This window comes from Bacillus pumilus, assembly GCF_024498355.1.
GTDB lineage: Bacteria > Bacillota > Bacilli > Bacillales > Bacillaceae > Bacillus > Bacillus pumilus_P.
Map to the genome: position 1 here is coordinate 1,974,325 of NZ_CP101833.1, position 19,154 is coordinate 1,993,478.

Genomic DNA, 19,154 nt, shown 5'->3' on the forward strand with positions numbered 1-19,154 from the left:
AAAAATACCGAACTTAAATAATAGATCAGATCAAAATGTTCGTTTTTAGAATATTCAAGCATCAAAAAAACACCCTTTTGACGAAAGGGTGCCTTTCATTTATGATAAATACAATTTCGTATACTTATCCGTTAAGTAATCGATTAAATATTGAACATTTAATTCTTCGCCAGTCGCATCTTGAATGATTTCAGATGGCTTTTTCCGTTTTCCATGCTTATGAACATGTTCAGTTAGCCATTCTTTTATCGGTGCAAAAGACCCATTTTGAATCAGTTTATCGAAATTTGGTAAATCTTTGATCATTTGATGCTTTAATTGCGCCGCATACATATAACCAAGAGCATAAGAAGGGAAATAACCAAAGCTTCCATCTGACCAATGAACATCCTGCAAGATGCCGAGTGCATCATTAGGCGGTGTTATGCCAAGATACGCTTTATATTTTTCATTCCAAAGCGCAGGCAGGTCTTCAACGGCGACTTCTTCGTTGAAAATAGCTTTCTCAATTTCATACCGGATAATAATGTGAAGCGGATACGTGAGTTCATCTGCTTCAATTCGAATGTAAGTCGGCTTAGACTCATTCACTGCATGCACAAAGTCTTCTAAAGATACATCTTTAAATTGTTCAGGAGAAGCTTCTTGCAGCTTTTGATAATATGTTTTCCAGAAATCTTCATGTCTGCCGATAAAATTCTCAAAGAAAAGAGATTGTGATTCATGGATACCCATTGACGTGCCATCACATAATAGCGTTCCGCTCAGCGCTTCATCAATGTTTTGCTCGTAGATGGCATGACCACACTCATGAATGGTGCCAAAGATCGCCATCCGAAAATCATGCTCATCATAGCGAGTCGTCACACGAACATCCCCTCTGCTTAATGTCACAGCAAACGGATGAACCGTTGTATCAAGACGCCCTGCATCAAAGTCATACCCTAACTCTTTTAAGAAAAAGAGGCTTAGCTCTTTTTGCTTGTCGATCGGGAAGCTTTTCGATAAAAATGAAGTATCCGGTTTATTTGGAGAGGCTTCAATTTTTTTCACGAGAGGAACGATGGCGTCACGAAGTGCGCCAAATTTTTGATCGAGCTGTTCAACCGTCATATCTGGCTCATAGTTATTGAGCAGCACATCATATGGCGTTTTTTTCACGCCCCAATACTGAATAAAACGCTTGTTAAAGTCAATGAGCTGTTTTAAGTAAGGTGCAAAAAGTGAAAAATCTGATTTCTCCCTTGCTTCTGCCCAGACATGCTCTGCTTTGGATTGTAAAATGGAATATTCTTTAAATTCTTCTTTTGGAATTTTGCTGTTTTCATCATACTCTTTTTGCGATAATTCGAGCGCCTTCTGTGTATCTATTGACAGCTCCTCTCGATTTTTATTTAATGCGTCAAGAAGATCTCTCATTTCATCAGAAGTCTTCATATTAAAAATATCACTTGATAATTGACCGATGGTTTCAGCTCTGAAATCAGCGCTTTTTTTAGGCGCCTGTGTTCTAGAGTCCCAATAAAGTAAATGGAGCGCCTCTGTATAATGGGCGATTTTTCCTAATAATTGATAAAACGCTTTCTCTTTTGATTCAAGATTCATGCGTTCGTTCCCCCAATCAATAAAATATGTATGTACGTTTCAAGGCTACTTCAATGAATGTTCGTTTGTCAATGAAAAAGGAGGATACACAATTGGTATCCTCCTCTTTTCGTCGTTCGTCCCTATGATGAAGTGATGACTGGCTTCACTGGCAGGACGGATTCAATTTTACTTTGAAGCTCTTTATCTTCCTTGCGATCAAAGTATATATGAATGCTTCCTGCATCTTGACTTGTCCGAATCAGTCTTCCAATGCCTTGTCGTAATCGAAGCAGCATATATGGAAGGTCCACTTCAGCATATGCATCCTTTGCTTCATTCCGTTTCGCCTCAAATACTGGATCATGCGGCGGATAAGGAAGCCCCCAAATGACCACATTCGTTAGGGATTGACCTGGAATATCCAGCCCTTCCCACAGATGAACGGAGCATAACACTGATGTCTCATCTGCTTGGAACTTTTGAACGATGGTGCTGATTTCCTCGTCTCCCTCAAAATACACTTGGAAAGGCAGTGATTCATTTGATGCCTCAAGGTGCTTTCTAAATACATGGAGTTCATCAAATGAAGGGAATAGAATCAGAGATCGGCCTCCATTTTCTTTCAGTTGAGTGATCACTTGCTGTCCTTTTGCCTCTGGCTCTAAGACCGGCTGCTGAATCCCGTGGAAATAAATCTGCATTTGCTCATCGTAATCATACGGCGAAGCCACACTCATTGATAAGTAATCTTTTATCCCAAGACTCTCAGCTAAATAATCAAATGATTGGTTTTCAGACAATGTCGCTGAAGAGAAAATATATGGTCTTTTTTGCGAGAATACTTTCTCGCCAAGCACCTCTGCTACCGTCTTTGGCATGACGACAAATGTCGTATCTAATTCCTGTTTTTCAAGCCAGCTAATGGCATTTTTTTGATAAAGTGACAGGGAATACGCCATTTGTTCAATGTACTCTTCCACAACAGACAATTCGTATTGATCAATTGTATACATCTCGGATTCAAACACGAGCGCTTCTCCGATTTTTTCAAGTAAGTCACACAATTCACTTGCTGAGCGCTTCACCTCATCCACGCGCCCAATTTCAAGTCGATGCGAGCCTTTGACTTCTTTGGCATTTGTTTTTAAAAGATAGAAGAACTCATCGTTTGTTGCTAATGCATCTTCAACAAGTTCCGCAAATTCTTCGCGAATGTCGTTTTGCAAAAGACGCTCCAAAAATGTCTCGAGCGTTGATTGCTTCACTCGGTACGTCAAAGCTTTTTGTGCGGCAAACTCAAGAAGATGACCTTCATCAAATACAACGGAGCTATGTTCAGGAAGCAGCGGAAGCTGGCCCTCACGTTTGCGAGATTCCTTTGTCCACACATGCTCCATGTAAAAGTCGTGTGAGCAGATGATCAGGTCTGCCGCTTTCCGGTAATGATCTCTTGATAAATTCAAGCCGCAGCGATGACGCATGTCGCACGTCAAGCAGTCCTGAAAAGAGTCATAGCCAATGCGTGACCATTCATCATTTGAAAGTTCTGGATACTCTTTACGATCGCCGTACGGATAAAAGGTCTGCATGCCATGTGATTCATGAACAAATGAAGGAAGCGATTCATAAATATCGAGCCACTTCTCATCATCTTCACGCTGCATGGTTTTCTCTAGTTTTTTCAAGCATAAATATTGATCATGCGATTTACTTAATCTCGCATCTATTTGTATATCAAGATGATTGGCAATTTTATAGATATCACCTTCTTGTTTGACCAGCTGTTCAATTAACGTTTCGTCTGCACATGCAATAATTGCAGGTTTCCCTGTATATCTTGCATATGTGACGGCAAATAATAGATAGACGATTGTTTTGCCTGTGCCTACCCCAGCTTCGGCAAACATTACACTTTTTTCTTTAAAAGCTCTTTCTAACTGAAAAGCCATAAATATTTGTTCATCTCGAAGATCAAAGCCCTTTTCTGGCAAAATGTCATAAAACACATCACCAATCCAGTTGCCCAGTTCTTCGTAAAAATTGTGTTCTTTTGATAATGAAAAAGGCAAACGAGATGCTGTCACCTGCTTCAACCCCCAACTTTTGAATCATTCAGACATTCAATAGTAACATTTATGCTGGGGAATGACAATCTTTTTTATGAACGCAAGCGATGTTGATAGCTTTCCTTCATTAAAAATGCATGCTCTGTACGTTCTATGTAAGCCTGAGCAAGCGCTAAATCTTGGATGGCTGCCGCAAGCTGAGCAGATTGTCCAGTTTCATACCCTTCTATTTCTTGAGCAGTCGAAGCGAGTGCTTTTTCGATTAACTGAAATTGATCATAATGAATCATGGAGACACCTCTTTTTTTAAAATCAAGTTCAGTTTATTCCGTCTCGTGAAGCTTTATACCTTTCCGCAATAAAAAAGTCACACCTTCTTTAGGCGTGACCATTTTTTATGATTCAGTTGTCTGCTTTCTAGGAGGGCGTTTCCCCCAATATTGATAATAGTCTGTTTTAATAAATCCATTAAACAGCTTTCTCTTTTTCGTTGCTTTTCTTCCGAAGCACTCTTCGAACTTTTCATGTGACGTTAAGATGTAAATGGACCAAGTGTCTAGGTTCTTGAATGCTTCACCCATCCCTTGATACATTTTTTCAACAGCTGGTTTATCACTGAGTCGTTCTCCGTAGGGCGGATTTCCGACAATCACACCATACTCTTCTTTTGTTTGGAAGTCTTTCACCTGCATTTGCTTAAATTGAATCAGTTCACTTAGTCCAGCTTCTTCTGCATTCATTTTTGCAATGTCTACCATGCGATGATCGATATCGCTCGCAATAATATGAAGCGGCTGATCATAGTTCGCTTTTTCTTCCACTTCTAGGCGCGCTTTGTTCCATACGTCCTCACCGATCCATTCCCATGATTCAGATGCAAATTCCCGGTTAAATCCTGGGGCAATGTTTTGTCCTATCATAGCTGCTTCAATAGCAATTGTGCCTGATCCGCAAAAAGGATCAGCAAACGGGCGGTCAGGTGTCCAGTTCGTTAATAACACGAGCGCGGCAGCAAGGGTTTCTTTAATAGGTGCTCCGCCTTGATCCACACGGTACCCCCGTTTATGAAGGCCGACACCAGATGTATCAAGGGTTAGCACTGCTTTATCTTTTAAAAGCGCAATCTCGATTTTATATTCAGGACCCGTCTCTTCAAGCCATTCAGACTGAATATTGTAAGATGATCTAAGCTTTTGCGCGATGGCCTTTTTGACGATGCGCTGACAATCGGGCACACTTGCAAGCTGTGATTTGACTGATTTACCGATGACAGGGAACGTACTATTTTCCGGCAAAAAAGCGGCCCAGTCAATCGCTTTTGTCTGTTCAAAAAGCTCATCAAATGTTTTTGCTGAAAATTCAGCAACTTGTACCTTTATCCGGTCTGCTGTACGCAGCCAAAGGTTTGCACGGCAAATCGCAAGGGCATCCCCTTGGAAAATGACTTTCCCGTTATCTACAGTGCACTCATAGCCAAGGTCCCTTACTTCTTTTGCAACAACCGCTTCAATCCCCATTGGAGCTGTCGCGATGAGTGTATAAGTTTTCATTTGTTTATCACCTGTTTTCTCGTCCTTTTATTTATTCAAGATAAAAGCTCTCCATATGTAGAAATAGGAGAGCTTTGTTTTCATCATGTTTAAAATAACGGATATAACGTTCTGTAAGCCATGTTTTGTTCCATCGTACTGCAAACGGCAAATGCCTCGTACTCAGGTGGTAATCATCTATCTACAGAATTCTCTGTCCTTCTCTCCGTTTGGTTCCTTTGAGAAAGTTCCCCTACCAAGTTTGGGTTTCTCGCTCGAGGGGTTTACCGCGTTCCACTCTCACCATTTCTAGTGAGACTTCGTCACTGTGGCACTTTCAAGGATACTTTGCCATATCCTAAAAGGACGTAGGCATTTTTCCTGCCGTCAGCCTTTCCCAGGCTGCCCTGGCTTATTTTTTCGCCAGGCACGAACACTACGGGCATCTCAGCACCGTGCGAGCATGGACTTTCCTCTGCAATGCCTAAAAGCATTACAGCGATTACCCGAACGTTAATCAATAAGCGTTATTATAAACGATAATGTCATCTGATACAAGCTTTTTCGGCATGACTCAATCATAAAGTTTGCTGCCAAAAACGTGTTTCTCAAGATTAGATAGTCTTTTTAAAATATCAAAGTTCGTTGTATTGGACTGTGCAGGCTGTCTTTTCCCTTGTTCAACTGCTTCTTCAAGCTGTTTTGACAAGTGGAGGTTTTCTTGTTGAAGTTTTTCGATTTCTTGGTTGAATGTCTCATAGTCTTTAATGACCATATCTAAAAATTTATCGACTTCTTCTTGTTTATACCCTCTAACACCTGTTTTAAATTCTTTTTCTAAAATTTCTTTCGCAGAAAGCTTTACTTTATCAGCAAGCATCTTTTTCACCTCATATCGTGAATTCATAGTATATTTTTTCAGAAATACGTGACGTTGTCAAATTTTCTCTTGCTTTTAGTCAAAAAACGGATCTTCCGCCTCAACCTGTGCTCTTAGATCATCCATTGTGATATACATAATTGGGTAATCGGTATAGGTTTCAGCTTCTCTGATCATATACTTTGGAGAGCCCTCATGCTCGGGATCATAGAGGACGAGAAGACCATCTGTTTTTTCAATAAAAAAGCGGTTCTTTTGTTTAAATTGTGCCGGACTTTCATACGGTCTATGCGTGACACTTTCTACAAAATCTGCTTGTGCAAGAATGCCTTCATACAACTCTTTATTTTGTTCATTCCAGCGCTCTTCTTGTTCATAAAATGGCGTAATGACAGCAAGTTTTAAAGCTGGATACTCCTCTTGAAGCTCTAACACCACTTCGGCTGTCCAGATTTCAGCACCTAGCTGACCCGATATGAGAACCCATTCCAGCCCCCCTTCGATAAGGGCTGTCAGCCTTTTTTGAAGCTCCGCTTTTATGTATTGAAGTGCAGGCTCGTCTTGTTTGAATATCCCAAGTTCGAATGGCTTGTACCCTGTGACAGCAATAATTTTCATTTTTTCACCTGCTTTTAAAAAAAGGGACTTATAAAAGTCCCATTTCACGTTATCTGTTACAGCAAGGTCCACCGCAGTTAAAGTGTTGATGTGTTGCCGGGTCCACCTGAGAAAACGTATGCGGGAAGTAGTGAACATGTTGGAAGTTTTGATGGTGAACATTCGTCACATGCTGCGGATGGATGTGCGGCACAATTGTTGTTGACTCGCTGTGTGTACAGCAATGATTCGTCGGATGAACAATTGGCTGTGTAACATTTGGCTTGCAATGATGATGGTACATGTAGCATTCCCCTCTCCTTGAATTTCTTACATTAACAATGTATGAATGAAGAGGTGTACATGTACTAATGCATTAACCTATTTTAAAAGTTTGCAAGAAAAACATCTTTATAATTCGAAAACACAAAAGCGACCAAAATGACAACAAGAAAAAACAAGTAAAAAAGACCCTTATACATCCTCTACGCTCCTCATTCAATATCTAACGTTATTTTACAGGATTCGTGACTTTTCTACAATAAAAGTGCTAAACAATTTTTATTTTCGGCCGATAGCCGAACGTTGTCATTTCTTGCGCTTTCCCAGGCAATAATTTTCATTGCCCAGCTTTCCTTAAGAGCCGCTTTTTTCGCTTTTCAAGTTCTTTCATGTCGCGTTCACTTAAAGACGGGAGAGATAATAATGATTGAGTGATCGAAAGAGCTGACGTCGCATTTTTTTGACGATGCTCTTCATACTTCGCAAGCTCTATGCCCGCTTTTAATGCTAAATGGACATCGTTTGATTCAAATAGATCTTTCCATATACGGATAGCTTCATCCCACTGGTTTAATCGTTTGTATTGTAAGGAGAGATCATAAGCCGCTTTTTTCGCATGCTCAAACTCAGCATCCGTTAATTCTCGCAAATGCTTCGTTGCTTCCTGTACATCACGATGAGCAAGATGCCATTTAGCAAGTGCGTATTTCTCATCGTTTTCCTTCACCGCATCCACAGATAATATTTTTTTGGATAGATGAATGTAGAGGCTGATTAACGATAAGACGTCTAGTTCATTATGAGTCAAGATCCCTTCAATCAACTTCGGATTTTGTTCCTTTAGAAAATGAAAATAGATCATCGGTGCCAAGAACCCTGGCGTGTCACCCTCTCGATGGACGTGCAGCTCTTCCTTTTCTACAACAGAAAGAGCCATCCGTTCATATTTGTGCTTCCACAATCGTCTAGATCCGTGCAGAAGATCAAAATGGCCAAATTCCGGAAGTGCAGGTATTTGATCGCGTAATAACGTATGTCTCGTTTTCACTTGCGGCCAATCGAATGATTTTCCATTATATGTAACAAGGGATTCTACGTCCACTTCATTAAGAAAGCTTTTGTACAGCGCTGCTTCATTTCCTGGATTGGTGAGCAGATGCTGTTTCACCACCACTTTGTCTGTAAAAACCCGCGCATGTCCTAGCAAAAAGATCATATTTCCCGTCCCGCCAGATAAACCTGTTGTTTCTGTATCAAAGAAAAACAGCTCGTGCGGCTTGTACCCTTTTGCAGAAAGAGAATGCTGGATCTCACTTTCGTTCCAAGCATCGACGATCTTCGGCAGTTCTGCAAACGAATACAGTCCATGCTGATCACCTAATTGATAGGTGACTTCTCGAATCAGACAGAAAGAGTCCTCAAAGTAGTAAGGAGCTGCACCCAATTGCTCCCACTTTTTTAAAAATGGGATATTTTCTGCTGTCACAGGTTGAGTTTGTTCTTCTTTTGTTTCCTGCCGCTTTTCTGTCTGATTGTGCGAAAGGTGCTTTTTCATTCTGTTTAATTTCCCTTTTAAAGACATGAGAAGGTGTCTCCCTCCTTTTCCTTAAAATACCGACATCAATTCAACGATGCTGCTTTTTCCGCTCACCTCTTTCATTTCCATGCCAATACAGGATGGACAGCCATTCTCACAGCGGCAGCGCTCAATCAGCTGAATGGCCGCACGGGCAATTTCATCAAAACGAGCTTGAACTTCCTTGCTTAAGCCGATTCCGCCAGGATAATGGTCATATAAAAAGACAGTCGGCTTTCCGGTATGAGCTGCTTTAATTTGAGAAACGACATGAATATCTGAACGGTCACACATCACAAAAGCGGGTACAATATGCTGAAGAACATTTGCGATGCCAAGCAGCAGCTGCTCAAGTGTTTTCTCTTCGAATCGACGTTCTGCTTCATGTAATTCAAACCAAGCGGCACTCGTATGAATTTCTTCTTCAGGTAAGTGAATCGGACCGGATCCTATATTTTCACCAGACGATAACCGGATTTTTTTAAAAATCGTCGGCATTGCGTTTACGGTCACATCACCGTAGTGAACAGATACCGCTTCCTTTTCCGTTGTCTGATCAATTTCAAGCACCTTCAATTGAACAGCTAAATTCGCATCTGTATAGTATTCTACATCTACCTGTTTCACATAAGCCTTCAGGTGCTCGTAATCTAGCTTTTCCACTTGATACTGAACGCCTTCATGTAAATAAATCGCTTCATCATGAAGTAACGTCATCGCACTGAATCGATCCATCTCACCAATAATCCGAACATTCGCTACATCTGATTGATCCACAATGACCACATTTTCCTGGCTTGCAGACCGCAGGCTGATGCCATGCGCTGGAAACGATTGATCTGACCAATAATACCGGTTCCCGCTAAAATGAAGAACCCCCTCTTCATGTAAGTATTGCAAGATTTCTTCTACATCCATGCCGCCAAACTGTTCATCCTCTCGAAACGGGAGCTCGTAGGAAGCACATTTGAGATGGTCGACTAAAATAATGAGGTTTTCAGGATTGATTCTGGCTGCTTCAGGCGGTCTGTTAAAGAAATATTCAGGGTGTCTGACGATATATTGGTCAAGGGGTGATGAGCTAGCCACCATGATAATGAGTGCTTCCTCGTGACGCCTTCCAGCACGGCCTGCCTGCTGCCACGTACTTGCTACACTACCAGGATACCCCGTCATGATACATACCTTTAACTGGCCAATATCAACCCCTAATTCTAGTGCGTTCGTGCTGACGACGCCTAGTATATCTCCATCTCTTAACCCCTTTTCAATCACGCGCCGCTCTTTTGGCAAATAGCCCCCGCGATAACCACGAATCGATTTCGGACCAATCTCTTTTTTCACTAGCTCTTGAATATGACTTAAAATCACTTCCACTCTCACTCTGCTTCTAGCAAAGACGATCGTTTGGATTTTTTCTTTTAAGAATGTTTTAGCCAGTTGATTGACAACAGTGGCCGCACTTTGTCTAATGTTTAATGGTTTATTGACGACTGGCGGGTTGTAAAACACAAAATTCTTTTTACCGCTAGGCGCTCCGTTTCGTTCAATGAGGTGCACTTTGCTCCCGGTCAGCTGCTCTGCAAGCTCTTTCGGATTCGCAATCGTTGCGGATGTACAAATAAAGATCGGATCACTTCCGTAAAATGCACAAATTCGCTTCAACCTGCGAATCACATTGGCGACATGACTGCCAAACACGCCTCGATATGTATGAAGCTCATCAATCACAATATACTTCAAATTCTCAAACAAACTGACCCATTTCGTATGGTGAGGCAAAATGGCTGAATGCAGCATATCCGGATTTGTGATGACAATATGTCCTGCCTGCCTGACGCGCTGGCGAACAGCTGGGGAGGTGTCCCCGTCATATGTTTCACTATGAATCGGAATATCCATCTCGTGGATGATTTCGTTTAATTCACTTTTTTGATCCTGCGCGAGCGCTTTTGTTGGGAATAAATAAAGAGAGCGATTGGTCTGGTCTTCTGCGATCGACTGAAGAACAGGCAGATTGTAGCAAAGCGTTTTACCTGAAGCTGTTGGTGTGACAGTGACCACATGCTCCGCGTCCATCACACGTTCAAAGGCTTCCTTTTGATGAATATATAGTTCTTTCACGCCTCGTTTCTCAAGCGCCTTTTTCAGCCTGTCGTTCACTCTTTCAGGAACCGGAGAGGTCTGTGCAGGCTTCGCTTCAATTTCATGCCAATGTTCTACCTGTTCGTCTTTCTTTAATTCTTCTATGAGTTCGTTCATTGTTTTCTTTTTCATATCGCATCACCTCTCATTCATAGTGTACCGAATATTTGTTTGCATGACTAGGCGGCAATTTTTTGATGCGCCGCTCGTGAGCAAATATTTTGATGTGTTGTAACAGTATCTATTACACTTCTATAGTGAAATGATTTTATCAAGGAAGAAGATGATGAGATTGAAAAACGAATTTAAGCCTTTATTTGAACCATTTACATTTCCAGGAGGTGCCTCTATTGACGGCCGGTTGGTCGTTGCTCCAATGACACACTTCGGTTCTCACGAGGATGGCACCATCTCAAAGGAAGAAATTGATTTCATTACAGCTAGATCAAGTGAAATGGGCATGGTCATCACAGCATGTGCGAACGTTACTCCAGATGGAAAGGCCTTTGAAGGACAGCCTTCTATCGCAAGAGATGAAGATATACCTGGTCTGAAAAAACTAGCTTCTGCGATCCAGGCAAAAGGAACAAAAGCCATCATTCAAATTCATCACGGCGGCTCTCAGGCCCTTCCTCATTTAGTTCCAAACGGTGATGTGGTTGCGCCTAGCGATGTGTTCAAAGATGGAAAACAAATTGCACGCGCTTTAAAAGAAGAGGAAATGACTCATATTATCGACTCATTTAAAGAAGCGACAAGACGAGCGATTCAAGCAGGGTTTGACGGCGTGGAAATCCACGGAGCAAACGGGTATTTATTACAGCAATTCTACTCCCCGCATAGCAATCAGCGTACAGATCAATGGGGAGGAAGTGAAGAAAAACGTCTAGCATTCCCTATCGCCGTTGTGGATGCAGTCCAAGAGGCGATCAAGGAGCACGTGACAAAACCATTTATCTTTGGATATCGACTATCCCCTGAAGAACCAGAAACACCTGGTTTAACAATGACAGAGACATTCACATTAGTTGATGTTCTCAAAACAAAAAAACTCGATTATTTGCATATCTCTTTAATGGAGATTGACTCTAAAGCAAGACGAGGCGCAGATTCTAACAAGACACGTATGGAGCTATTAAAAGAGCGCTGCGGTGATACCCTTCCACTAATCGGTGTTGGCAGCGTCATTACAGCCGACGATGCATTGAGTGCCTACAATCAAGGGATTCCGCTGATCGCTGTCGCACGAGAGCTAATCGTTGATCCTGATTGGGCAAAGAAAATTAAAGAAGGACGAGAAAGCGAGATTGAAACCGTCATTAAACGCAGCCAAAAAGACAAGTACCTGATTCCAGAGGGATTGTGGTCTGTCATGGAAGCGAGTCAAGGCTGGGTCCCGATGGAGGATTAATTTCATCAAAAAAACTACCCTATCATGTGAGGGTAGTTTTTTTGTGCTGCATGATTATTTCACTTTAACCGTAAAGAGCTTAGAGGTCTGTTTTTCCACAGATCCCTTTGGTTCTTTATCAAGTCGTTCGATCAGATCACCATTCATGATCACAATGGGTGTCACTGTGCTTGCTGCTTTCTCTTCAATGAGTTCTAAATCACATGTAATGAGAGGATCACCGGTCTTCACTTTATCCCCTTCTTTTATGTGCGCTTCAAAACCTTCACCATTTAACCCAACTGTTTCAAGTCCGATATGAATCAGAAGCTCAAGCCCTGAGAGTGTTCGAATTCCAATTGCATGTTTTGTATGGAAGAGCTGAATGATTTCACCCTCTACTGGTGACACAATGGTGCCACTTTTTGGTTTGACTGCTACGCCGTCTCCCATCATCTTTTGTGAAAAGACTGGATCTGGTACATCAGTCATATCCATTAACTCTCCATCAGCTGGAGAATAAATGACTTCTTCCTTTACATCATCTTGGTTTTTTCCGAAACCGAATAATTTTTTCAGCAATGTCAATTTGCTCCCTTCAAGCTTTGCTCCTAGATCTATTCAGCGTATGAAACTTTACGCTCATACACCTTGCTTCATTCAACACTATTTAATCATAATTTTTTCCGCTCATCAATTGATAACCGCCTGAGCCCTTTTTGCATAGGCTGTAGATGAGAGGTGATTTAAATGAAACAAGAAGACGAAAAAAAACATGAATTGTTGGCAAACGAGGAAATTCTGCATGAAGCAATTGAACAATTTTTTGCATCCTCCCCGTTTCACGAAATTTTAAATAGTGCGGAGGCGCTCATGACCACATCCCATTCACTTGCATCGATTACAACCGATGTGACAGAAGATGATCAATTTGTGTATATTGAGATCCAATTTCCAGACCATTTTGTCGAAGGTGATATTGCGCTAGAAGTCAAAGCCCAATATTTACACTTATCGGTACAGGAGAAAATCAAAACGGACACGACTTCCTCCTTTTCTAGCTTTACCAAAACCATTTTAATGCCTGCAAAAATAGATGAAACAAACATGAAGAGTGTGTGGAAAGATCAATCACTTCGCGTGACCGCACCAAAGCAAACAACCCAATAGATGCTTCTATTGGGTTTTGCTATGCTTTAAAAATGCTTGTAAATCCTTTCGCCAATGACCCCACTTGATTCATCGTACTCATCATTTGCCCAGCTGTATCAAACAATTTGTTAAAGTCGTATTGTCCATTCGTCTTTTTGAACTGTGACAGCACACTTTTAAATTGAGATGATTGCTGTTTTTGCGGTCTTGGCAAAGGATAAGGATTCATAGGCTGCTGCATGGGCATCATGCCTGACTGCTGCATTTGCGGCTGATTGATTGCTTCTGGCTGCTGAAAAGGCTGGAAATTCTCTTGGTATCCATAAGGCGGTTGATAGGCAGCAGATGGCGCCTGGCTCATTCCAGCTTGATATGGAGGCATGAAATATTCTGGAGGCTGCGGAGGCTGCTGCATGTCTGAATACGGTAAAGGACCTTGCTGGAATTGATTGAATTCATATGGCTGCTGGTTTGAATAAGGGAACATATATCTCGCTCCTCTCGCTCTCAAAACATATTGATGTCACTCATATATTATGATCAAAAACAGAAGGTGTGCCTAAAGCAGCCATAAGAAAAACGCAGATGTTTCAGCTGCGCTTTTTGATTTCTTCTATTAGAAGGTTCATTGTGTAAATCACCGACTCAACTAAATTTTTCACACGGGGTGCGTGCTGTTTGCCAAAATAAGATTGCAGAACAACCTCTTTTCCATTTTCTTGTACGGCTTCAAGCTGTTCTTGATGTAAGTATCTAGGTTTGGCCTGATGAATAAACGAGATGGCAGCGGTGAGCCACTCTTCCATTTGCTTGTCAAATTTGACAACGGCCGGCTGAATGTCCTTGTAAAAATCATATGATGGATATTCCTCTTCAGCCTTTCCCTTTTGGTACTGCTCATATGCTTCTTCGATCCATATTCTCAGCTCTTGTGTATGTTCAAGTAATGTTTGATTATCCAAAGTGTTCACCTCTATGAACATCCTATCAAACGTTTCCTTATTGCTCAAATATGAAAGCTACCCAGCGTGATATGCCGGTCTTGCCATCAGTTTATACTCTGCTTCATGAATCTTACATTCACAATCCTTCACTTCTGATTCAAGCCGGTCAATGATTTGTTCTTGCTCCTCTTTGACTGCGTATGTTGTTTGCTGGACAGCATGAGACAGCTCAGCTTCCACTGCATCAATTTTTCGCTCGATTTCCTCTAACAACTGCATAATGGATTCTTTTGATACAAATTCGCTCATCATCAGATTCCTCCTTTATCGTCTCTCGTTACATTCTCTTTTCTTTCACACCCTCCTTCACACATGACAAAACTAGAAGCAAATCGCCAATCTAAGTGAAGATGAGCGCTATTTCTTCATTTTCGACATGTGCTTGTCCTTCTTTGTATGATTGCGTCCGATTCTGTAAATTCTAAGGACAAAGGAGGTAGATTTCATGAAAAAGCAGCCAGCACCAAAAGAGCAAAAGCCGAAAGAGAAAGAAAACAGTACAGATCAGCTTGATAAAAAGCTCGGCGGCCCTAATCGTCCATCCACGTAAAAAAGCAGGTACCCCCTGCTTTTTATTTATGCAGAAAATAGTGCTCTAATGAGAAAAGAAAGCGAAGCTGCCTTTTTTTATGGAAATACCAGTCGGTCAGCTCGATTTGTTTTGGTAACGGTTCTGCATCGAATAAGGCTGGATTCAATTTCCTTTGAAACCAATCTTCCCGTTGATCGTCTAATGAATGTGTCATCACCGGATAAACCGTTCGAAGAAAAGGTGTTGACCTTCTAGCGATCCCTAAAAACGGTTCAAAATCAAACCGAGACCCCGTATGAGGAACAGTATGCAAAAAATGATAAAAATCCGAAAATAAGTCGGCTCGAAATAATAGTTTCGCTAATTTTTTTCCTAATGTAATGCGCTCCTTTACATGGGAAAACTTTCGTATAGTTAACCCGTACAAATGCCCGTCCACCGTTGGAAAAACGACGGTTTGAAAATGTCCCCACTCGCTGAAAAGATATTGAATCGAGTGAAAAACATTCTTTTTCAGAAGAGGATTTTGTATAATAGGAGATTGTATAGTATATTGTTCATTTATGATGAGTGCATAAAGCAGGCGCTCTGTGTCACGCTTTAGCCAAAAACGTTCCCACTCAGCGCTCATAAAACGAGACACGCAAAAATATGGAAGCAGATGAAATAAAGGTTTGCTGCAACGCTTTGACCATTCATACAAGAGAAGCTGCGGGTAAGCATCTGAAAAGATCAGCCAATTCGCTCTTTCATATGCTGTGAAAAATAGGTGTCCCTGCTGATCAGTTAAACCTGGATGAAAGAGCTCGCCCTTTAAATCCGTCATGGACCAACCAGCATTTCTCGATACAAAGGAAGCAAGCAGTGACCATTTCATTTCTGGATGGCGGTCATAAAAGCGCTTGTAAGCATTTGTCCTCGTCAGGTTGTCCTTATTTTTCGCTTTCGTTTCTCGTAAAATATGTTGAGTAATGATGTACTCTTCTTGTGACAACATGGTGATCTCTCCAATACAAAATGCATTAAAAGGAGGCTGAAACTTGATGATTCGGTATCCAAACGGAAAATCGTATCAGCCCATTCAACAAATTGGGACAAAAAAAAGAATCAGCGGCGAATCCTCTTATAGTAATCGCGGGATGACGCTTGAAGCTGATTTAAATGAAACCAACCAGTACTATTTGGTCAACGGGATCGCAGTCATTCATAAAAAGCCTACCCCAGTTCAAATTGTAAATGTGGATTATCCGAAAAGAAGCGCTGCTGTCATCAAAGAAGCTTACTTTAAACAATCATCCACAACAGACTATAACGGGGTGTATAAAGGGCGCTATATCGACTTTGAAGCAAAAGAAACCAAAAGCACAACCTCGTTTCCGCTCAAAAATTTTCATGAGCACCAAATTGAGCATATGAAACAGGTTGAAAAGCAAGGCGGTATTTGTTTTGTTATTATATCCGCATTTGGCTCCGTTTATTATTTGTCCGCTTCTGACCTCTTCTTCTTTTGGGAGCGCCAGAAGCAAAAAGGCCGTAAATCCATTAGCAAAGAGGAATTGTTGGACGCTGGCCACTTAATGACACTTGGATATTCGCCAAGAATTGATTATATTAAAGTAGTGGAGACACTTCATTTTTCGGATGAAAGTGAGCAATATTTACGTTCGAAAAAGGTTTAACACGAAAGGTTGAGATGTGATGTCTGATCAATTTACAAGTCGTGAACAGCGACGTAAAGCAAGTCAAGAAAACAATAAGAAGCAAAAGAACAAAAAAGGCAAAAAGAAAGCAGGTCTATTTAAAAAAATATTTTTATCTTTACTCGTGATCGGTCTTCTTTGTTTAGTTGCCGGAATCACAACTTTTGCCGTTTTTGCATCAAGCGCTCCTTCTATTGATGATAGTAAGCTCAAAACACCGTATTCTTCAAAGCTTTATGATAAAGACAAAAAAGTGTTTGCAGAAGTTGGTGCGGAAAAAAGAACGTATGTCTCGATTAAAGATATACCCGATGTGGTAAAAGAAGCTTTTATTGCGACTGAAGATGCACGTTTTTATAAACACCACGGGATTGATCCAATCCGTATTGGCGGTGCCCTTGTCGCAAACGTCGAGGACGGTTTTGGTGCTGAGGGTGGAAGTACGATTACACAGCAGGTTGTGAAAAACACCCTTCTTAACAACCAAAAGACATTAAAGCGTAAAGTACAGGAAGTATGGCTCTCAATTCAGCTTGAGCAAAAATACTCTAAAGATGAAATTTTAGAAATGTATCTAAACCGAATTTTCTTCACGCCTCAGGCTTATGGCGTTGGAAAAGCGGCTGAACAATTTTTCGGTGTCACAGATTTAAATAAACTAACTGTTGCACAGGCTGCCACACTTGCAGGTATGCCGCAGAGTCCTTCTGCCTATAACCCAGTCAAACATCCTGAGGCAGCGGAGAAACGACGTAATATCGTTTTAAGCCTAATGAAAAAACAAGGCTACATTACAGAGAAAGACTATGACGTTGCAAAAGCAACACCTGTCAGCAAAACCGTCGTCTCAGCTGATAAATATAAAAGCCAAAACTCAAGTAAGTACTCTGCTTATATTGAAGAAGTCATGGAAGAAGTACAGAAAAAAGCCAAAGTTGATGTATCAACAGATGGATTAAAAATCTATACATCACTTGATCGAAAAGCACAGGATCACCTAGATGATATTATCAATGGAGATGCTGCTGGATTTACGAAAGGCATGCAGGCGGGTGTCACCTTGCTTGATACGAAAAATGGTGAAATTCGTGCTATTGGCGGTGGACGTGATGTACCAGCCGGCGGATTTAACTATGCGACTGATGCAAAACGCCAGCCAGGATCTACAATCAAACCAATCTTAGATTACGGTCCTGTCATTGAAAACAAAAAATGGTCAACATATCAGCAAATTGATGATGCACCGTATACGTACTCAAACGGTACACCGATTAATAACTTTGACAGAAGACATTTAGGGAAAATGTCGATGAGAAGTGCTTTGGCACAATCACGAAACATCCCTGCCCTAAAAGCATTCCAAGAAGCAGGCACAGACAATGCCGTTCAATTCGCCAATAACTTAGGCATGGACTTACCGTCTGATATTCCAGAGTCCTACTCAATCGGTGGATTTGACGAAGGGGTCTCCTCCCTGAAGATGGCTGGAGCATTTAGTGCATTCGGTAATAACGGATACTATAACGAACCGCATGCTGTCACGTCTGTTGAGTTTAATGATGGAACAAAGCTTGACCTTACGCCAGATTCTAAAGCGGCAATGAGTGATTACACAGCATTTATGATCACTGATATGCTGAAAACAGCTGTACAATCTGGAACAGGTACACTTGCACAAGTACCGAACGTTCAAGTAGCTGGTAAAACAGGTACAACCAACTTTACACAAGATGATATGAATAAATACAATATCCCTTCTGGCGGTGCGAAAGATTCGTGGTTTGTCGGTTATACGCCGCAATACACAGCAGCTGTTTGGACCGGAATCGGTAACTCAAAGGATGCGGATGGCAAAATGTGGCTCACAAATTACGAACAGCGCGTTGCCAAAATCGTCTTCCAGCGATTAATTTCTCAAATTGATGATGGAAGCGGCTCATTTGAAAAACCAGACAGCGTCGTTGAAGCGACCATTGAAAAAGGATCAGATCCAGCAAAATTAGCCGGACCAAATACACCAAGTGACAAGAAGACAACAGAATACTTCGTGAAAGGGACTGTTCCAACAAAAGTTTCTGACACATTTGAGAAAAAAGAAGCCGATAAGCCATCTGACTTAAAAGCGGTGTATGATGAAGAGAAAAAATCCATCACACTGACTTGGGGCTATGATGACGACGCAGATGCCACATTTAATGTGAAGCAGGCTGTCGATGACGGCGGCTATAAAGAAATTCAAAACAGTTCTGCTAAAGAAGCGGTCATCTCTGATGTGAAGCCTGGCTCCACATATAAGTTCCAAGTGACAGCGACTGTAGAGGATGTCACAAGTAAAGCGGCTTCTACCTTCCTCACCATTAAAGATGACGAAGATGAGGAAGAAAAAGCGGATGATGAGAACAAAGAAGAAGAGCCGCAGCAGCCTGATGATGAACAGACAGATCAGACTGACGATAACAAAAATCAAAACCCAGGCACTGATGAGCAGAAGCCAGATGATAAAAAGGATCAAGATCAAGGTGGAAATACGGAAAACGGCAATGACAATTCCGATAATGGCTCAGACAGTACAAATGGGAACAGCAACTCACAGAGTGATGCCAATAAAGATAAAAAGAAAGATGACGAGAAAACCAATTCTCAAAGCTCAAATGCCCAGTCAAATTCTACTTCTCGAAAAGAAGGCGAATAACGAAAAAGCACTTGCCATATGA

Annotated in this window: 19 protein-coding genes and 1 other RNA gene; 5 read left to right on the top strand and 15 right to left on the bottom strand. The window is 41.4% G+C overall.

From position 1 onward, the window contains the following. Nucleotides 1–99: 99 nt before the first annotated feature. From NPA43_RS09875 to NPA43_RS09920, 10 genes are all read right to left on the bottom strand, one after another. Nucleotides 100–1,605 (bottom strand): carboxypeptidase M32, encoded by a 1,506-nt coding sequence (locus NPA43_RS09875; protein WP_256498718.1) that lies wholly within the window; start codon nucleotides 1,603–1,605, stop codon nucleotides 100–102. A 122-nt stretch (nucleotides 1,606–1,727) separates the two neighbouring features. Beyond that, nucleotides 1,728–3,671: an ATP-dependent DNA helicase gene (locus NPA43_RS09880; protein WP_099728461.1), complete on the bottom strand. Its 1,944-nt coding sequence runs from the start codon at nucleotides 3,669–3,671 to the stop codon at nucleotides 1,728–1,730. 74 nt (nucleotides 3,672–3,745) lie between these two features. Then, nucleotides 3,746–3,943, bottom strand: coding sequence for a hypothetical protein (locus NPA43_RS09885; protein WP_256498720.1), 198 nt, complete (start codon nucleotides 3,941–3,943; stop codon nucleotides 3,746–3,748). A 105-nt stretch (nucleotides 3,944–4,048) separates the two neighbouring features. After that, nucleotides 4,049–5,203 carry a THUMP domain-containing class I SAM-dependent RNA methyltransferase gene (locus NPA43_RS09890; protein ID WP_099728459.1) on the bottom strand — a complete coding sequence of 385 codons (1,155 nt, stop codon included), beginning with the start codon at nucleotides 5,201–5,203 and terminating at the stop codon, nucleotides 4,049–4,051. A gap of 109 nt (nucleotides 5,204–5,312) precedes the next feature. Then, nucleotides 5,313–5,696, bottom strand: an RNA gene (gene rnpB, locus NPA43_RS09895) — RNase P RNA component class B. Nucleotides 5,697–5,756: 60 nt separating this feature from the next. After that, nucleotides 5,757–6,062, bottom strand: coding sequence for a cell division regulator GpsB (gpsB, locus tag NPA43_RS09900; RefSeq protein WP_012010336.1), 306 nt, complete (start codon nucleotides 6,060–6,062; stop codon nucleotides 5,757–5,759). A gap of 75 nt (nucleotides 6,063–6,137) precedes the next feature. After that, a complete protein-coding gene (locus NPA43_RS09905; protein ID WP_268254706.1) occupies nucleotides 6,138–6,680 on the bottom strand; it encodes an SLOG family protein in 543 nt (180 codons plus the stop codon). 49 nt (nucleotides 6,681–6,729) lie between these two features. Continuing rightward, a complete protein-coding gene (gene cotD / locus NPA43_RS09910) occupies nucleotides 6,730–6,963 on the bottom strand; it encodes a spore coat protein CotD (protein WP_256498722.1) in 234 nt (77 codons plus the stop codon). Between the two features lie 315 nt (nucleotides 6,964–7,278). After that, the gene (locus NPA43_RS09915) at nucleotides 7,279–8,523 is read right to left on the bottom strand and encodes a ribonuclease H-like domain-containing protein (protein ID WP_256498723.1); all 1,245 of its coding nucleotides are present in this window, start codon (nucleotides 8,521–8,523) and stop codon (nucleotides 7,279–7,281) included. Nucleotides 8,524–8,547: 24 nt separating this feature from the next. Further along, nucleotides 8,548–10,794, bottom strand: coding sequence for a DEAD/DEAH box helicase (locus NPA43_RS09920; RefSeq protein ID WP_256498724.1), 2,247 nt, complete (start codon nucleotides 10,792–10,794; stop codon nucleotides 8,548–8,550). 160 nt (nucleotides 10,795–10,954) lie between these two features. Between NPA43_RS09920 and NPA43_RS09925 the strand changes: the two genes are divergently transcribed. Further along, entirely contained in the window at nucleotides 10,955–12,073 is a 1,119-nt protein-coding gene (locus NPA43_RS09925; RefSeq protein WP_230030542.1) for an NADH-dependent flavin oxidoreductase, read from the top strand. A gap of 54 nt (nucleotides 12,074–12,127) precedes the next feature. On the opposite strand, the gene NPA43_RS09930 is transcribed toward NPA43_RS09925, so the two are convergent. Beyond that, a complete protein-coding gene (locus NPA43_RS09930) occupies nucleotides 12,128–12,634 on the bottom strand; it encodes a PTS sugar transporter subunit IIA (protein ID WP_099728453.1) in 507 nt (168 codons plus the stop codon). 168 nt (nucleotides 12,635–12,802) lie between these two features. Here NPA43_RS09930 and NPA43_RS09935 point away from each other — a divergent pair, with 168 nt between their 5' ends. Then, on the top strand, nucleotides 12,803–13,222 hold the full coding sequence (locus NPA43_RS09935; RefSeq protein WP_099728452.1) for an Hsp20/alpha crystallin family protein: 420 nt from the start codon (nucleotides 12,803–12,805) through the stop codon (nucleotides 13,220–13,222). Nucleotides 13,223–13,241: 19 nt separating this feature from the next. Here the strand turns inward: NPA43_RS09935 and NPA43_RS09940 are convergent, their stop codons facing one another. The 3 genes from NPA43_RS09940 to NPA43_RS09950 all read right to left on the bottom strand — a co-directional run bounded on the left by NPA43_RS09940 (nucleotide 13,242) and on the right by NPA43_RS09950 (nucleotide 14,460). Then, nucleotides 13,242–13,691: a YppG family protein gene (locus NPA43_RS09940; protein WP_099728451.1), complete on the bottom strand. Its 450-nt coding sequence runs from the start codon at nucleotides 13,689–13,691 to the stop codon at nucleotides 13,242–13,244. Nucleotides 13,692–13,794: 103 nt separating this feature from the next. Next, the gene (locus NPA43_RS09945; protein WP_230030313.1) at nucleotides 13,795–14,175 is read right to left on the bottom strand and encodes a YppE family protein; all 381 of its coding nucleotides are present in this window, start codon (nucleotides 14,173–14,175) and stop codon (nucleotides 13,795–13,797) included. Between the two features lie 48 nt (nucleotides 14,176–14,223). After that, nucleotides 14,224–14,460: a DUF5446 family protein gene (locus NPA43_RS09950; protein ID WP_099728449.1), complete on the bottom strand. Its 237-nt coding sequence runs from the start codon at nucleotides 14,458–14,460 to the stop codon at nucleotides 14,224–14,226. 193 nt (nucleotides 14,461–14,653) lie between these two features. Between NPA43_RS09950 and sspM the strand changes: the two genes are divergently transcribed. Next, entirely contained in the window at nucleotides 14,654–14,758 is a 105-nt protein-coding gene (sspM, locus tag NPA43_RS09955; protein ID WP_099728448.1) for an acid-soluble spore protein SspM, read from the top strand. Between the two features lie 22 nt (nucleotides 14,759–14,780). Here sspM and NPA43_RS09960 read toward each other — a convergent pair whose 3' ends face one another. After that, nucleotides 14,781–15,737 (bottom strand): DUF2515 domain-containing protein, encoded by a 957-nt coding sequence (locus NPA43_RS09960; protein WP_230030315.1) that lies wholly within the window; start codon nucleotides 15,735–15,737, stop codon nucleotides 14,781–14,783. A gap of 46 nt (nucleotides 15,738–15,783) precedes the next feature. Here NPA43_RS09960 and recU point away from each other — a divergent pair, with 46 nt between their 5' ends. Then, nucleotides 15,784–16,419 (top strand): Holliday junction resolvase RecU, encoded by a 636-nt coding sequence (recU, locus tag NPA43_RS09965; protein WP_256499674.1) that lies wholly within the window; start codon nucleotides 15,784–15,786, stop codon nucleotides 16,417–16,419. 19 nt (nucleotides 16,420–16,438) lie between these two features. Further along, complete coding sequence (locus tag NPA43_RS09970) at nucleotides 16,439–19,132, top strand: PBP1A family penicillin-binding protein (protein WP_230030316.1); 2,694 nt, start codon at nucleotides 16,439–16,441, stop codon at nucleotides 19,130–19,132. Nucleotides 19,133–19,154: the final 22 nt, after the last annotated feature.

Coding starts and splice junctions, on each gene's coding strand:
- NPA43_RS09875 (WP_256498718.1), bottom strand. CDS start 1,605: ATGAATCTTGAATCAAAAGAGAAAGCGTTTTATCAATTATTAGGAAAA.
- NPA43_RS09885 (WP_256498720.1), bottom strand. CDS start 3,943: ATGATTCATTATGATCAATTTCAGTTAATCGAAAAAGCACTCGCTTCG.
- NPA43_RS09890 (WP_099728459.1), bottom strand. CDS start 5,203: ATGAAAACTTATACACTCATCGCGACAGCTCCAATGGGGATTGAAGCG.
- gpsB (WP_012010336.1), bottom strand. CDS start 6,062: ATGCTTGCTGATAAAGTAAAGCTTTCTGCGAAAGAAATTTTAGAAAAA.
- NPA43_RS09905 (WP_268254706.1), bottom strand. CDS start 6,680: ATGAAAATTATTGCTGTCACAGGGTACAAGCCATTCGAACTTGGGATA.
- cotD (WP_256498722.1), bottom strand. CDS start 6,963: ATGTACCATCATCATTGCAAGCCAAATGTTACACAGCCAATTGTTCAT.
- NPA43_RS09915 (WP_256498723.1), bottom strand. CDS start 8,523: ATGTCTTTAAAAGGGAAATTAAACAGAATGAAAAAGCACCTTTCGCAC.
- NPA43_RS09920 (WP_256498724.1), bottom strand. CDS start 10,794: ATGAAAAAGAAAACAATGAACGAACTCATAGAAGAATTAAAGAAAGAC.
- NPA43_RS09935 (WP_099728452.1), top strand. CDS start 12,803: ATGAAACAAGAAGACGAAAAAAAACATGAATTGTTGGCAAACGAGGAA.
- NPA43_RS09940 (WP_099728451.1), bottom strand. CDS start 13,691: ATGTTCCCTTATTCAAACCAGCAGCCATATGAATTCAATCAATTCCAG.
- NPA43_RS09950 (WP_099728449.1), bottom strand. CDS start 14,460: ATGATGAGCGAATTTGTATCAAAAGAATCCATTATGCAGTTGTTAGAG.
- sspM (WP_099728448.1), top strand. CDS start 14,654: ATGAAAAAGCAGCCAGCACCAAAAGAGCAAAAGCCGAAAGAGAAAGAA.
- NPA43_RS09960 (WP_230030315.1), bottom strand. CDS start 15,737: ATGTTGTCACAAGAAGAGTACATCATTACTCAACATATTTTACGAGAA.
- recU (WP_256499674.1), top strand. CDS start 15,784: ATGATTCGGTATCCAAACGGAAAATCGTATCAGCCCATTCAACAAATT.
- NPA43_RS09970 (WP_230030316.1), top strand. CDS start 16,439: ATGTCTGATCAATTTACAAGTCGTGAACAGCGACGTAAAGCAAGTCAA.